16 protein-coding genes are annotated in these 13,985 nt (G+C 73.9%); 10 read left to right on the top strand and 6 right to left on the bottom strand.

Going from position 1 to position 13,985, the window contains the following annotated elements; genetic code table 11:
* Positions 1-49: 49 nt before the first annotated feature.
* Both AC07B0_RS01655 and helR read left to right on the top strand, forming a co-directional pair.
* Positions 50-682, top strand: a complete 633-nt coding sequence (locus tag AC07B0_RS01655; RefSeq protein WP_469378863.1) for a DUF6817 domain-containing protein — start codon at positions 50-52, stop codon at positions 680-682.
* 240 nt (positions 683-922) lie between these two features.
* Entirely contained in the window at positions 923-3,094 is a 2,172-nt protein-coding gene (helR, locus tag AC07B0_RS01650; protein WP_469378864.1) for an RNA polymerase recycling motor ATPase HelR, read from the top strand.
* Positions 3,095-3,119: 25 nt separating this feature from the next.
* Here the strand turns inward: helR and AC07B0_RS01645 are convergent, their stop codons facing one another.
* From AC07B0_RS01645 to AC07B0_RS01635, 3 genes are read right to left on the bottom strand one after another with little or no spacing between them, the layout of a single operon-like run.
* Positions 3,120-4,253 (bottom strand): winged helix DNA-binding domain-containing protein, encoded by a 1,134-nt coding sequence (locus tag AC07B0_RS01645; protein ID WP_469378865.1) that lies wholly within the window; start codon positions 4,251-4,253, stop codon positions 3,120-3,122.
* Positions 4,254-4,272: 19 nt separating this feature from the next.
* Positions 4,273-4,938 (bottom strand): response regulator, encoded by a 666-nt coding sequence (locus AC07B0_RS01640; protein WP_469378867.1) that lies wholly within the window; start codon positions 4,936-4,938, stop codon positions 4,273-4,275.
* On the bottom strand, positions 4,935-6,182 hold the full coding sequence (locus tag AC07B0_RS01635; protein ID WP_469378868.1) for a sensor histidine kinase: 1,248 nt from the start codon (positions 6,180-6,182) through the stop codon (positions 4,935-4,937). The genes AC07B0_RS01640 and AC07B0_RS01635 overlap by 4 nt, the downstream gene beginning before the upstream one ends.
* Positions 6,183-6,372: 190 nt before the next feature.
* On the opposite strand from AC07B0_RS01635, the gene AC07B0_RS01630 reads away from it, so the two are divergent.
* The 5 genes from AC07B0_RS01630 (at position 6,373) to AC07B0_RS01610 (ending at position 9,710) form a co-directional block, all read left to right on the top strand.
* Positions 6,373-6,582, top strand: coding sequence for a hypothetical protein (locus AC07B0_RS01630; protein ID WP_469378869.1), 210 nt, complete (start codon positions 6,373-6,375; stop codon positions 6,580-6,582).
* Entirely contained in the window at positions 6,579-7,385 is an 807-nt protein-coding gene (locus AC07B0_RS01625; RefSeq protein ID WP_469378870.1) for an ABC transporter ATP-binding protein, read from the top strand. Before AC07B0_RS01630 ends, AC07B0_RS01625 begins: the two co-directional genes overlap by 4 nt.
* Positions 7,382-8,353 (top strand): ABC transporter permease, encoded by a 972-nt coding sequence (locus tag AC07B0_RS01620; protein WP_469378871.1) that lies wholly within the window; start codon positions 7,382-7,384, stop codon positions 8,351-8,353. The genes AC07B0_RS01625 and AC07B0_RS01620 overlap by 4 nt, the downstream gene beginning before the upstream one ends.
* 67 nt (positions 8,354-8,420) lie before the next feature.
* The gene (locus AC07B0_RS01615) at positions 8,421-9,104 is read left to right on the top strand and encodes a GNAT family N-acetyltransferase (RefSeq protein ID WP_469378873.1); all 684 of its coding nucleotides are present in this window, start codon (positions 8,421-8,423) and stop codon (positions 9,102-9,104) included.
* Positions 9,105-9,113: 9 nt separating this feature from the next.
* Positions 9,114-9,710: a class I SAM-dependent methyltransferase gene (locus AC07B0_RS01610; RefSeq protein WP_469378877.1), complete on the top strand. Its 597-nt coding sequence runs from the start codon at positions 9,114-9,116 to the stop codon at positions 9,708-9,710.
* A gap of 195 nt (positions 9,711-9,905) precedes the next feature.
* Here AC07B0_RS01610 and AC07B0_RS01605 read toward each other — a convergent pair whose 3' ends face one another.
* A complete protein-coding gene (locus AC07B0_RS01605) occupies positions 9,906-10,922 on the bottom strand; it encodes a hypothetical protein (RefSeq protein WP_478896175.1) in 1,017 nt (338 codons plus the stop codon).
* Positions 10,923-11,088: 166 nt separating this feature from the next.
* Between AC07B0_RS01605 and AC07B0_RS01600 the strand changes: the two genes are divergently transcribed.
* Positions 11,089-11,583: a hypothetical protein gene (locus AC07B0_RS01600; RefSeq protein ID WP_478896173.1), complete on the top strand. Its 495-nt coding sequence runs from the start codon at positions 11,089-11,091 to the stop codon at positions 11,581-11,583.
* Between the two features lie 24 nt (positions 11,584-11,607).
* Here AC07B0_RS01600 and AC07B0_RS01595 read toward each other — a convergent pair whose 3' ends face one another.
* A complete protein-coding gene (locus AC07B0_RS01595; protein ID WP_467292206.1) occupies positions 11,608-11,952 on the bottom strand; it encodes an SCO4225 family membrane protein in 345 nt (114 codons plus the stop codon).
* 173 nt (positions 11,953-12,125) lie between these two features.
* On the opposite strand from AC07B0_RS01595, the gene AC07B0_RS01590 reads away from it, so the two are divergent.
* Complete coding sequence (locus AC07B0_RS01590; RefSeq protein WP_467292204.1) at positions 12,126-12,491, top strand: hypothetical protein; 366 nt, start codon at positions 12,126-12,128, stop codon at positions 12,489-12,491.
* 5 nt (positions 12,492-12,496) lie between these two features.
* Here AC07B0_RS01590 and AC07B0_RS01585 read toward each other — a convergent pair whose 3' ends face one another.
* A complete protein-coding gene (locus AC07B0_RS01585) occupies positions 12,497-13,330 on the bottom strand; it encodes an SDR family oxidoreductase (RefSeq protein WP_478896170.1) in 834 nt (277 codons plus the stop codon).
* Positions 13,331-13,532: 202 nt separating this feature from the next.
* Between AC07B0_RS01585 and AC07B0_RS01580 the strand changes: the two genes are divergently transcribed.
* Positions 13,533-13,973, top strand: a complete 441-nt coding sequence (locus tag AC07B0_RS01580) for a ribosomal maturation YjgA family protein (protein WP_478896168.1) — start codon at positions 13,533-13,535, stop codon at positions 13,971-13,973.
* Positions 13,974-13,985 lie beyond the last annotated feature (12 nt).

Raw genomic sequence — 13,985 nt, 5'->3', positions numbered from 1 at the left:
GGGGAGGCGACCCGGCCCGATCTCGTCCGATCCGAGAAGGAGCGACCAGATGCCACTCCCTGCCGACCGTGTCCGTGCCGCCCGGCACCTCCTGGAAGAGCTCGGCGCCGCGTCCACGGAACATCCCGGCGGTACCCTCGGCGCACACCTGCACCGGGTACAGCAGCGGCTCGACCGCTGGGAAGCCCGTCCAGCCCTCCAACTCGCGGGACTGTGCCACGCCTTCTACGGGACCGACGGGTTCGCCACCGCGCCGATGCCGCTCGGACACCGGGCCACACTGGTGGAAGCGATCGGCGTCGAGGCCGAAGCGATCGTCTACCTCTACGCGAGCTGCGACCGCGAGGCGTCCTACCCCACCCTGGCCGAGCCGGGCGCGGCCTTCCGGGACCGGTTCACCGGCAGCACGTTCACACCAACCCTCCGGCAGCGCAGCGATTTCGCGGAACTGACCGCCGCCAACGAGCTGGACGTCGCCCACGTCGACGCCGGCTTCCGGGCATCGTACGGAGCCTCCCTCCTGGCACTGTTCACACGGCTCCGGCCCCTGCTGAGCCCCTCGGCATGGCAGGACTGCGTGACCGTGCTGACTCCTCCCCCGACCGGTCCCGCCAGCCGGCCCCGGAAAGCGCCGCCTACGACGGGACCAGGAACCGGAGTTGATGGTGTCCGTGAAGGATGAGGGGGTGCGCCGATGCGCGGAGAAATTCGTTCGTCCAGAACGGACGAGAAAGGCAAGGAGGAACAACCCACTCCTTGCCACTCTTAATTTATAGCGCAGTGGGGGGCTTGCGGCAAGGCCCCCGTCGTGGGTCAGAATCTCGGACCGAGCTCAGAACCTGCGGAAATGGGAGATTCACTCAGTGCATGTGTTGTTGTCGGTTCACAGGTCGTGCGGTGCCGTCGATGCGGTGGTGGGCGCATGAACGCTCTGACCACCACCAGCGCGTTCGACCTTCCCGGTCACCTCTCCCCCAAGGCGGACCCGGCGCTGATCGACGCCGACGAGCGGCACTTCGGGGCCATCGCGGAGAGCCTCGAGCAGGCGATCGCCGAACTGTCCGACCGGCTCGCGGCCGCACGCAGGGCGCCCGGTGGCATCGGCCGGGAGGCGATGGAGCGGGACGCGGAGATCCACCGCCTGACCAGTCGTCTGCGCACCCTGCGCCGCTTCGGCCTGGACCTGTGCCTGGGCCGCGTCGTCCCGGCGGACGGCGGAGAGCCCGTGTACGTCGGACGCCTCGGGCTCACCGACAGTGCCGGGCGCCGGCTGCTGCTCGACTGGCGCTCCCCAGCCGCCGAGCCGTTCTTCGCGGCGACCCACGCCGGCCCGATGGGTCTGGCGAGCCGCCGCCGGTACCGCTGGACCGGAGGCCGGATCAGCGACTACTGGGACGAGGTGTTCACCACCGACGGGCTCGAAGGGCACGCCGCGCTCGACGACCAGTCCGCGTTCATCGCCAGCCTGGGCGGCAACCGGTCGGACCGGATGCGCGACGTGCTCGCCACCATCCAGGCCGACCAGGACGCCATCATCCGGGCGGGGTCCCGCGGCGCCCTCGTCGTCGACGGCGGTCCGGGCACGGGCAAGACGGTCGTCGCCCTGCACCGCGCCGCCCACCTGCTGTACTCCGACCCGCGCCTCGGCCACCGTCGCGGCGGCGTCCTGTTCGTCGGTCCGCACCAGCCCTACCTGGCCTACGTCGCCGACGTCCTGCCCAGCCTCGGCGAGGAGGGCGTGCAGACCTGCACCCTGCGCGACCTCGTCGCGGAGGGAGCCGGAGCGGGGGCCGAGACCGACCCGGAGGTGGCGCGCCTGAAGGCGTCCGCGGAGCTGCTGAAGGCGATCGAACCGGCCGTCCGCCTGTACGAGGAGCCGCCCACCGAGGGGATGACGGTCTCCAGCCACTGGTCCGACATCTGGCTGAGCGCCGACGACTGGGCGGCGGCGTTCGAGGCCGTCGAACCGGGCACTCCGCACAACGAGGCGCGCGACCAGATCCGGGAGGAGCTGCTGACGATCCTGATGGACAAGGACGACAGCGACGTCGCGCCGGAACTGCTGCGCAGGTCGCTGCTCCAGGACCGGGACCTGATCAGGACGCTCGACCGGGCATGGCCGATGCTGGACGCGGCCGAACTCGTCGGGGACCTGTGGTCGATGCCCGCCTACCTGCGCAGGTGCGCCCCGTCGCTGGGCCCCGACCAGGTTCGCGCACTGCAACGCGCGGACGCCCGGGCCTGGACGGTGTCCGACCTGCCGTTCCTGGACGCGGCACGGCAGCGCCTCGGTGACGCGGAGGCGTCCGTGCGCAGGCGTCGCCACGACGCCTCCGTCGCCGCCGAACGCGCGCGCCGGGCCGATGCCATCGACAGCCTGTTGCAGAACGTCGAGATCGACGAGAGCGAAGGCGCGGTGGGGATGCTGCGCGGACGGGACCTACAGGACACGCTGATCGACGACGCCTCGCGGCCGGGTGTCGAACCGGACCTGCTGGCCGGTCCGTTCGCGCACGTCATCGTGGACGAGGCCCAGGAACTGACCGACGCCGAATGGCGGATGCTGCTGCAGCGCTGCCCGTCCCGGAGCTTCACGATCGTCGGTGACCGCGCGCAGTCCAGGCACGGGTTCACGGAGTCGTGGCAGGAGCGGCTGGAGCGGGTCGGGCTCGACCGGATCACCGTGGCTTCCCTGAGCATCAACTACCGCACGCCGCAGGAGGTCATGGCGGAGGCCGAGCGCGTCGTCCGTGCCGCGCTCCCGGACGCCAACGTGCCGACCTCCGTCCGCAGCAACGGCATTCCCGTCGTGCACGGTTCCGTCGCGGATCTGGACTCGGTGCTCGACACCTGGCTGGGCGCACAGGCCGACGGAGTCGCCTGTGTCATCGCCGCGGGTCCCGTCGAGAACGGTACGGTCCGGGACGCGTCCCGGGTCCGGTCGTTGACGCCGGAGCTGTCGAAGGGGCTCGAGTTCGACCTGGTCGTGCTCGTCGATCCGGAGACGTTCGGCGAGGGCGTCGAGGGAGCGGTGGACCGCTACGTCGCGATGACCCGCGCGACCCAGCGGCTGGTGATCCTCAGGACCCCCTGACCCGGCACGCATCCCGGGGCGGCGCCTACAGCAGCCGCGTTCCGGCCTCGGGGAGCTTCGACCACCAGTGGTGGTAGCGGCTGTAGACGGCGGGCTCGCGCGGGGCGAGGAGGGCCGTCAGGGACCGGGCCTCCGAGGCGAGGCCCTCCCAGGCGGCGGGGGACAGGGGGTGGAAGGCCGTGGCCTCGATGCCGCCGGGCACCGGGCGCCAGACGCCGGCGACGTGTCCGTCCACCAGCAGGGTTGGGAGCACGTCGCCGTTGCGCCGGATCACGAGGGGCCGGTAGGCCGGGGGTATCACCCGGCCGCGGTCGGCGTAGGCCAGCAGGACGCTGTCCCACATGGCCATGAGGCGGGGCGGCGCGGGGGTGTCGGCCGGTGGCCGCGAGGCGCCCGGGAGGTCGAACAGCGTGTCGCCGTCCGGCCCTCGGAGCTGCTCGACCGCGCCGTCCAGGGCGTGCAGCGCGGCGCGTACGGGGGCCCGCCGCACCATGGCGAACTGCGCCACGTCGGCGACCGACGCGGGCCCGAACCCCGCCAGGTAGCGCAGGATCAGGGTCCGCAGCGCCTCGGGGTCGACGGCGCGGCCCGCGGGCACGGTGCCGGTGCCGGCCGCGACGAACGCCGGCCGGTGGCCGAACGTCCAGGTGGCGCCGGTCGGGGCGTGGTGGAGCGGTGCGTACCCCTTCAGCCCCCACCAGGCCCCGTCCTTCTTCTCCGCGCCCAGCCGTTCCTCGGCCCAGGCCTGCATCTCCGCCGAGGTTCGCGGCCGGCGGGCGAAGGCCAGCAGCTCCGGGACGAGTTCCTCGGCGTCGGCCGGGGTCAGGCCCGCGACGGCGAAGCGGGAGCCGAGCCGGGACGCGTACAGCGTGGGCTGCATCGCCGTGCGGAACGCGGGATAGTCCTCGGCGTGCACGGCGTGGAGGGTGATCCGCATGAGGGTCGCCTTGACCACCGATCCCCCGGTGAAGGCGGCGTCGAGCGCGGCCGGCTCGAAGTCGGTGAGCCGGTTCCACAGGGCGAGGTACGGCGATGCCGGGTCCTGTGCCTGGAGCGCGACGACCCGCCGCACCCCTTCGGGGACGGGCAGCGGTGCACGGTCGAGCAGCAGCTGCCGGCTGAGGGTGGCCCGGTTGAGTTCGCGCGCGGTGATCGTCACGGTCGGGATTCTGCCCTGTCTAGGGCGTTACCTCCGGTGCCGCGTCGTGGACGATCAGGGCGACCTGGACGCGGTTGGTCACTTCCAGTTTGGTGAGGATGCTCGACACGTGGGCCTTGACCGTGGGCAGGCTCATGTAGAGCCGGGCGGCGATCTCCGCGTTGGTACGGCCCTGCCCGATGGCGAGGGCCACGTCGCGTTCCCGGGCCGCGAGGCGCGCCAGCCGGTCGCGGGCCTGTGTGCGGGCCCGGGCGGGCTCCGTGGCCGGGGCGGCGACGCGGGCGATGAGCTGCTGGGTCACCGCCGGGGAGAGGACGGGTTCGCCAGCGGCCACCCGGCGTACGGCGGCCACGATGTCCGTCGGCGGGGTGTCCTTCAGGAGGAAGCCGGCGGCTCCGGCACTGAGCGCCCGTACGACGTACTCGTCCGGGTTGAAGGTCGTCAGGATGACGATCGCGGGGGGATCGGGCAGGGCGCGCAGGGCCAACGTGGCGGCCAGGCCGTCCATCACGGGCATCCGGATGTCGAGGAGGACCACGTCGGGGGCGTGTTCCGCGACGCGGGCGAGGGCCTGTTCGCCGTCGGCCGCTTCCGCGACGACGGCGATGTCCTCGACGCCGCCGAACATCAGCTGGAGCCCCATCCGCACCAGCGGGTCGTCGTCGGCCAGGAGTACGCGGATCATGCGGACCACGGCAGCCATCCCTGGACGAGGTACTCGCCGTGTTCGGGGCCGTGCCGCAGCTGTCCGCCGGCCAGGGCGGCACGCTCGCCCAGCCCGATCAGGCCCCGCCCGGATCCGGGGATGGCGGAGCCGGCGGGCACCCGCTGTGCGGGGACGGGGTTGCGGACGATGATGTCGAGCCCGCTGTCGCGGCCACCGCTCACCTCGACGACGACGGCGGCGCCGGGGGCGTGCTTGCGGGCGTTGGTCAGTGCCTCCTGGACGATCCGGTACGCCGTGCGGCCCGCCAGGTCCGGGACCCGGGCGGGGTCGTCGACGTCCACCCGCAGGTCGAGGCGCATGCCCGCGGCGCGGGATTCGTGTGCGAGGCGGTCGAGGTCCTCCAGTACGGGCTGGGGTGCTTCGGCCGGCCCGCCCCGCGCGTCCGCCGGTTCGTCGCCGGGCGCGTGGAGCACGCCGATGACCATGCGCAGGTCCTGGAGGGCCTGGTGGGCGTTGTCCCGGATCACGCCTGCCGCGCGGCCCACGGCCGCGGGGTCGGGGGACCTGTTGAACTCCAGGGCGCCGGCGTGGACGCTGAGCAGCGACAGCCGGTGCGCCAGTACGTCGTGCATCTCGCGGGCGATGTCCTCGCGGGCCCGCAGCTGCGCCTCGACCGCCTGCCGGGCCGCTTCCTCCTCGGCGCGCCGGGCCCGTTCGGTCAGGGCGTCGACCAGCATGCGGCGGGAGCGGACGAACAGGCCCCAGCCGACGGCGAGGGCGACCAGGGCCCAGGCGATCAGGAGGATGCCCAGGGTGGAGAAGGCGGTGCTGGGCATCTCACCGAGCACCATGACGAGGGGCACGGGCAGCGCGGCGGCCGCCGCCACCCACAGGGTGGTGCGCAGGGGGCGGAGCGCGGCGACGGTGAACAGGGCGACCATCGCGGAGACGGTGACGGCCGGGCAGGTCAGACCGAGGGCGAGGGTGACGGCGGCCACGGCCAGCGGGAAGCGGCGGCGCCACCAGAGGGCGAGCGCGGCGCCCGCACCGGCGACCAGCCCGGTACCGAAGAAGCGGGGGCCGTGGCTTCCGTGCCCGACGTGGAGGAAGTCCTCGACGGGGAACAGCAGCCTGGTGCCCACGCCCATGCGCGGGAACATCAGCAGCGGGTTGCTGCTGGTCATGGTCAACGCCACCGACAGGCCGAGGGCGAAGACCACGACGGCGAGGTCGATGGACCGCTGGCGTGGGATTCGGGGCATGGGCCAAGAGCGTACGCGACGCAACAGGGGCAAAACGTACATCCGGTCCTTGGTCGGGGAACCCCATACTTTGGATACCGCGGCCTTCGCCCGCCCCCCGGAAGGTCGCCGTCCGCCCCTCCGAAGGTCGCCGCGTGCGCCGACCTTGAGCCGATGTGCCGGACCGGACGGCTTCCCTAGCGTCGGCGCCATGAACAACGGACCGAAGCCCGCGACCCTGCTGCTCGGCGTCCTCGCCGTGCTGCTGGTCGCCGCCGGCGGGGTGCCCCTCGCCCACGCCCTGTGCGCACGCCTCCCCCTCCCCTCCTACCTGCCGGTCCGGACCGCGGACCTGGCGCTCCTCACGGCCGGTGCGGCCGTGGGGGTGGCGGCCCTCCGACGGGCCGGGAGCGGCCGGTGAACCGCGCCGGCACGCCCGCCGTCCCCGCCCTGCACGCGGTCGGGCTCGGGCGCCGCTACCGGCGCGGCTGGGCCCTGCGCGACTGCACCTTCCAGATACCCGCCGGACGGGTCTGCGCCCTGGTGGGGCCCAACGGGGCGGGCAAGAGCACCCTGCTCTCCCTGGCCGCCGACCTCCTCACGCCCACCGAGGGTTCGATCAGCGTCTTCGGCGCCGCGCCGCATTCGCCGGCCGCCCGGCGCACGACCGCCCTGCTCAGCCAGGACAAGCCGCTCTACCGCGGCTTCCGGGTGGAGGAGGTCCTGCGCATGGGCCGGGAGACTAACCCCGGCTGGGACCAGGCCGTCGCCGAGCGGGTCATCGCGGGCGGCGGCATCCCGCCCGGTGCGAAGGTCGGCTCGCTCTCCGGCGGCCAGCGCACCCGCGTCGCCCTCGCCCTGGCCTTCGGCAAACGCCCCGGTCTGCTCATGCTGGACGAGCCGATGGCCGACCTCGACCCGCTGGTCCGCCACGAGATGGCGCAGCTCCTGCTGACCGAGGCGGACGCGCACGGCACCACCGTGGTCCTCTCCTCGCACGTGGTGTCCGAACTGGAGGACACCTGTGACTTCCTGCTCGTCGTCGGCTCCGGCCGGGTCCGCCTCGCCGGCGGCATCGACGAGCTCCGTACCGCCCACCGCCCCGGCGGCGACGGCCCGGCACCTTCCCTGGAACACCTCCTCATGACCTACCTGCGCGACCCCGCCCTGCCCACGGTGATCACCGCCTCCGCCCGCCCCGAGCCCGCCCGGGACCGGGCATGAGGGGCCCGGTGGGCCTGCGGGGCGTGACCTGGCTCGTGTGGCGCCAGCACAGGGCCGTCCGGTGGGCGCTCCTCACCGGATCGGTACTGGTCGCCGGCTTTTTCCTGATCGGCGGGTACGGGGCGGCCGACGCCGTCACGCCACGGCTGTCCGAGTGCGCGGGCGCGGCGGCGGAGAAGTCCCGGGAGTGCGTGGAGCTCCTCAAGGACTTCCAGCAGCAGCACCAGTACCCGCTGCGGCGGCCGTTGCAGGTCCTGGTCCTCCTCCCCTTCGTGTTCGGCCTGTTCCTCGGCGCACCGCTGTTCGCGCAGGAGCTGGAGTCCGGGACGTACCGCACCGTCCTGTCCCAGTCGGTGACGCGTACGCGCTGGTTCCTGGCGAAGCTCGCCGTGCCCGCCGCCCTGACGGTCCTGTTCGGCGGGCTGGTCACCGCCGCCGCGACCTGGTGGTGGCACACGATCGACGGCCCGGTCGGGAGCGGTTTCCCCTGGTACGGCCCGATGCCCTACGACGCGATCGGCCCGGCCCCGGTCGCCAAGTCGCTGCTGTTGCTGCTGGCCGGGGTGACGTCGAGCCTGCTGATCCGGCGTACGGTCGCCGCGATGGGTGCCACCGTGGTCGTCGGCGCGGTGCTGCTGTACGCGTTGGAGCAGGTGCGCGGCGCCCTGTGGCCGGTACGCGTGGCGCAGGCGCGGGGCGGGGCCGTCCCGGTGCCGGACGGCGCCTGGTTGCGCGCCGAAGGGCTGCTGTCCGCGACCGGACAGCGGGTGCCCGACGCGAGGGCGTGCCTCAGCGCCGGGGACTACGAGCAGTGCCTCGCCCGGCGGGGGGTCACGGGAGAGTGGGCCGAGTACCATCCGGCGTCCCACTTGTGGCCGCTCCAGTGGATGGAGACGGGCGTCTGCCTGGCGGCAGCCGGAGTCCTCGCGCTGTTCTGCTTCTGGTGGACGCGGCGCCGCCTCACCTGAGGGAGCTCACCGGCGTGTCACGGGCGCGCGGCGGGGGCGGGCCGACCGGGCTGCCTACCGTGACCCCATGAACGCACGCACAGCGCTGCCGTCCGCGGGGTACGGGATCCGGTGCGCCGGGCCGGCCGAGTCGGGGGCGGTCGCCGCGCTCCTGGCCCGCGCCTTCGCCGACGACCCGGTCACGACGTGGATGTTCCCCGGGGCGTCCGGCCGGGAGCGCGGGATGGCCCGCTTCTTCAAGCTGATCGAGCGGCAGCAGCGGCCGCGCACCGGCGGTGTCCGGGTGGCCGCGACGGCCGGCGGGCGGTTGCTGGGGGCCGCGCTGTGGTCGGGTCCCGGACGCTGGGAAACCTCCGCGCTGCGGGAGCTGGCGGCGATGCCGCAGTACGTACGCGCCTTCGGCCCGGGCGGACTGCGGCGTGCCGCGGACGTCCAGAACACCCTGCACGAGGCCCACCCCGACACGCCCCACTGGTACCTGCCGTGCCTGGGGACCGAGCCGCAGGCGCAGGGCGCGGGCGTGGGTTCGGCGCTGGTGCGGCAGCAGCTGGCCGACTGCGACCGGCTCGGGCAGCCCGCCTACCTGGAGTCCAGCAAGCCCTCCAACGTCCCGTTCTACGAACGGTTCGGCTTCCGTGTCACGGGAGAGATCCGGCTGCCGGACGGCGGGCCGGTCCTGTGGCCGATGTGGCGCGACCCGGGCACCGGCGGCGGCCCCGCGAGCGGTGGTCCCGCGCGCGACGGCGGCTGAGGCGGGGCCGTGGGGAGCGCCGCGCAGCGCCTCCTGATGAAGGGCTTCGGTCTGCCCAGCGGCCTGCTGGGCCGCCTCGGCGGCCGGCTCATGGCGCACGGCAACGCCGCCGCCGAGCGCCGTGTCGTCTCGCTCGCCGCGCCGTCCGAGGAGGAGGTCGTCCTGGTCGTCGGTCCCGGGCCCGGTGTCGGGCTCGTGGCCGCCGCCCGTTGTTCGGCCCACGTCATCGGCGTCGACCCCTCCTACGTCATGCTCGCCGCGGCCCGCCGCCGGTGCGCTTCCGCGATCGACGGGGGCCGTCTGCGCCTCGCCCTCGGCACCGCCGCCGACACCGGTGAACCCGACGCCTCCGTGGACGTCGTGATCTCCGTCAACAACGTCCAGCTCTGGCCCGACCTCCCCGGCGCCTTCGCCGAACTGCACCGCGTTCTGCGCCCCGGAGGCCGCCTGTTCCTCTCCGCCCACGAGAAGTGGCTCCCCACCACCCTGCCGGCCCTCGCGCACACCGTCCGGGCGGCCGGCTTCACCGACGTCCGCACCTGGACGTGGGAACCCCCGGGCCGTGCGCCGTCGAAAGCGGCGCAGCTCGGCGCGGTGCGCGTCTAGTGCCGTGGCCGGGAAGGTTTGCCGGGTCGCGGCGTCCGGTGCGGTGCATCTCAAGGCGGAGGGCCGCGGCTCGTACTGGACGTACCTCCGTGGTCCGACAACGCGGAGAGGTGCCGTGCCGGGCGTCGCGACCCGGTGGACCTTTCCGGTCACGGCACTAGGCAGTGCCGTCAAAGTCCTGTCTGCCCGGCGGGGCTACTTCGGCGCGACGGCGCCCGAGTCCGGTGACTGCTGCATGCCGGAGGTGTCGACCGCCTCGAAGTCCGATCCCTTGAAGGCCTTGAGCCCGCGGAGCTGGGCGTTGTCCCAGCCGGGGTTCTCCTCGCCCGTGATGAACCAGGCCGAACCGTTGTCCGCGACGATGGCGCCGTACTTCTTGAGCGCCTCGGCCACGGCCTTGGCCTGCGGGGCCAGCTTCGAGGTGTCCACCGAGCTCTTGAGCCGCAGCCGCAGTCCCATGGGCGGGAGCGACGCGTCCGCCGCGGCGCCCGCCTGGTGCCGTGCGGGCCAGACGTAGCTCTGGTCCGAGCGGGGCACCGTGATGCGGATCGCGTGGTCGATCCGCCCGGCCGCCGCTTCCTCGTAGCGCACCAGCCCGGGGAGGACGGCGAGGCCCGCGGCATCGGCCGAGGTCCACCCGTCGGGCCTCAGCTCGTGGCTCCGCAGGTCGAAGACCGCCCCCGAACCGGCGTGCCAGGCGTTGCCGCCCTGCGGCTCGGCGTCCCAGAGTTCGTACGACTTGCACAGGGCCCGGTCCCAGACGACGACGTGCCGGTCGCCGTCGCTCGCCGGACCGTTCTCGATCTTCGCGTCCTGCGGGATCCGGTACCCGGACCTGTCGCTCTCCTCGGCGTAGTCGAGGGAGACCTTCGCTTCCGGTAGCTGCGTGTCGGAGACGGTGATGGGGATGCCGATGGGGCTGCCGTCGACGAGCCCCGACCCGAAGTCCGGGTGCAGGGGTTCCGCGGAGCCGATGGAAGCGACGTAGCGGGCGGAGTCGCGGTGCACGGGAAGCGTGTCGACGGGCGCCCGCCAGAAACTGTCGGGGAGGGAGGTCCGGCAGGAGGCGTCCCGCGTGCCGGCGCCGGCCGTCGCGGCGGACGCCCTGTCGCCGGGGTGCGCGTATCCGGAGGGGTGCGCGTATCCGGACAGCAGGCACGCGGCGGCGACGGCGGAAGCGGTGGCGAGTGCGGGGATCCGCTTCGCGGTCATGGCCTCACCTCATCCGAGCGCCCCTTCCAGCCTAGGCACGTCCCCGCTCCGGCGCTCTGCCGCGGGCATTCACCCGGTTGCGTCGCCGGGTCGGGACCGGTGCGGGCAGGGGCGCGACGTTGGATGGACGGCAGGCAGCGAGTCGTGGAGAGGCTGGGTGGTCGTGGTGAGGCGTGGTCTGGCGACGGGTGCGGTGATCGTGATGGCGGTCTGCGGTACGGCGGGCTGTTCCGACGGGGCGGGCTCGGCCTCGGACGCCGCGTCGAAGGCGGCCTCGGCGGTGCAGTCGGCCGGTGCCGCGGTGTCCTCCGCGGCGTCCGCGGCCGCTTCCGCCGCCGCGTCGGCGGCGGCCGTGGCGGAGGACAAGTTCGCCGACATCAAGAACGGCGCGCAGGCGAAGGACGACGTGACGCTGGGCGCGGCGTCGACCGACGCCGAGGGGTACACGGTCGTCCCCGTGACGGTGAAGAACACCGACGCCTCGAAGAAGTCGTTCGCGGTGCAGGTCGACTTCAAGGACGAGAGCGGCAACCGCCTCGACACGGTCGTGGTGACCGTCGCCGACGTCGCGGGCAACGGGACGGGGCAGGGCGTCGCCCGCAGCACCCACAAGCTGACGGGCACCTCGGTGGCCAGTACGGCGAGGGCGGTGCGCTACTGACCGGCCGGGGCCGGCGCTCCGGGTTCAGTGGCCGCCGGGCAGGTCCCCGGCGCCCGGGAGGCGCGTGCCGCGGTTGACCGCCCTGCGGATCGCGCGGGCCAACAGGCCCAGCAGGAAGGCCTGGAACAGGTACGAGACCGCCAGGACGGTCCAGATCGCCGCGTCCCCCTGCGCCCACGAGCCGGCGGAGTTGACGCCCGACATCAGGAAGGCTCCGGTCGGCACCGCGAGCAAGAGGGCCAACAGGCCCGCGGTCTGGTTGCCTTCGTCGCCGGCTCCGACGAGCAGGAGGAAGCACCCGAGTCCGAGGTAGAGGCCCGAGGCCCAGTTGCAGAAGGTGAGGCGTACGAGGGCGCGCAGGGAGCGCATGTTTCTCCTGGTGGGCCGTGTCGGTGCGGGGCGCGGCGGCGCCCCGGGCGGTGATCACCATCGTCGCGGGGTGGCGTGACCCGCGCCTGAGTACCCGTACTCAATGCTCCTGGGGAGGGGCCCCCGTCCGACACGACCTAAGCTGGGGGGCAGGGGTACCTCCGGAGGCTGTCGTGGCGGGCCATCACCGTTACCACCTGGATCAGGACGGGCACTCGATCACCGTCGTCCGGGACCTCGGCCGGCGGCGCGCCGAGATCCTCGTCGACGGCAAGACCGTCACCTCGGCCAGGACGCACCGCAAGGCGGTCACCGTCCTGCGGGGCGAGATCGCGGGCGGGGCCCCGGAACCCTTCGCCGTCCGTCTCGGGCGCCCCGACATCCCGGGCGGGGCGCCGCTGTGCGAGCTGGAGAAGGGGGGCATGCGCTCCCTCATGCCGAACGTTCCGCTCACGCCGGAGGAGGAGTGGCCGGCCGAGCCCACGCCGTCGCCCCGCACTCCCGGCGAGCTCATCGCGCGGTGGAGGGCCCGCCGCTGAGCCGGTCAGAGCGGGGGCGGGCCCTGGACCAGGGCCCGGGCCGCGGCGAGCTCCTCGCGGGAGGCCTGTTCCGCCCCGTCCAGGTAGGCGTACGCGTCGTCGCCGATGGGCACCCGCAGGGGTACGGGGCCGTCCGCGCCGACGACGTCGAGGACCCGGGCGGCGAAGTCCTCGGGTCGGCCGGAGGCGGCGTCGTCCGCCAGGCCGCGGAAGGCGTCGAGCATCATCGCGGTGGCGTCCGCGTACTCGGGCATCCGGCGGCCCGCCTCGGTGAGGGCCGTCCCGTAGCGGGTGGCGAAGACGCCCGGTTCGACGACGGTGACACGGACGCCCTGCGGGCCGGCCTCGGCGGCCAGCGCCTGGCTCATGCCCTCCAGGGCGTGCTTTCCGGCCACGTACGCGCCCAGCCCGGGAAAGGCCATCCGGCCGGCCAGGGAGGAGACGTTGACGATGTGGCCGTGTCCCTGGGCCCGCATCAGCGGCAGGACCAGGCGGGCGAGCCGCCACGGGCCGACGACCAGGGTCTCCAGCTGGTCGCGGAGTTCGGCGTCGGACACCTCCTCGACCGCGCCGAACAGACCGCCGCCCGCGTTGTTGACGAGGACGTCGATGCCGCCGAGCCGGTCGGCGGCGGTGCGCACCGCCGCCGCGCACTGGGCGGGGTCGCGCAGTTCCAGGGCGATCGGGGTGATCCGGCCGGGCCAGGCGGCGGTCAGGTCCTCCAGGGCGGCGGTCTTGCGCGCGGTGACCGCCACCCGGTGCCCCGCCCGGGCGGCCGCGGAGGCCAGCGCGTGCCCCAGACCCGAGGAACAGCCCGTGACCAGCCAGCGTCGTACCATCGGTCCCCCTGTGGCGTCGGTGCGGTCGATGCGGTCGGCGCCGCCGGCTCCGCCGACGCCGGTTCCGGCCCTTCATGCTCGCCCGGTGGTCGGTTCCGGTCAGCCCTCGTGCGGGGGCGTGCGAGAGCTCGCCCGGCGCACGACCGGCGCACGGAGCGGGTGACGTGGCCCCGGTGTCCGGCAGGATGGCCCGGTGATCTTCATGTCCGGAACCCGTGACCGCGCCCCCGCCGCCGACGCGATGCCCACCCGTACGGCGGCGGCCCTCGGCGCGGTGGTGACCGTCGGGGCGGGGCTGGGACTCAGGGCCGTGTCACAGGGGGACGCGGCCAAGTACGGCGGGGACGCGCTGTACACCGTCCTGCTGCTCACCCTCGTCGTCGCGGCGGCGCCGCGGGTGTCGCCCCTGAGGGCGGCCGGGGTCGCCTTGGGGGCGAGTTGGGCGGTCGAGTTCTTCCAGCTCACCGGGGTACCGGCGGAGCTCTCCCGGCGCAGCGCGGTGGCCCGCCTCGTGCTCGGTTCCACCTTCAACGCGCCCGACCTCTTCTGGTACGCGGTCGGCGCGACGGCGGGCTGGCTGGTCCACACCGGATTGCGGCGGGGGTTCCGGGCCCGCAGCCCGGTCAACCCCCGCCCCCGTTAATCAGGTAAGCCT

The organism is Streptomyces sp. NPDC044704 (assembly GCF_056433525.1).
This window is presented reverse-complemented; position numbering and strand designations above follow the sequence as displayed.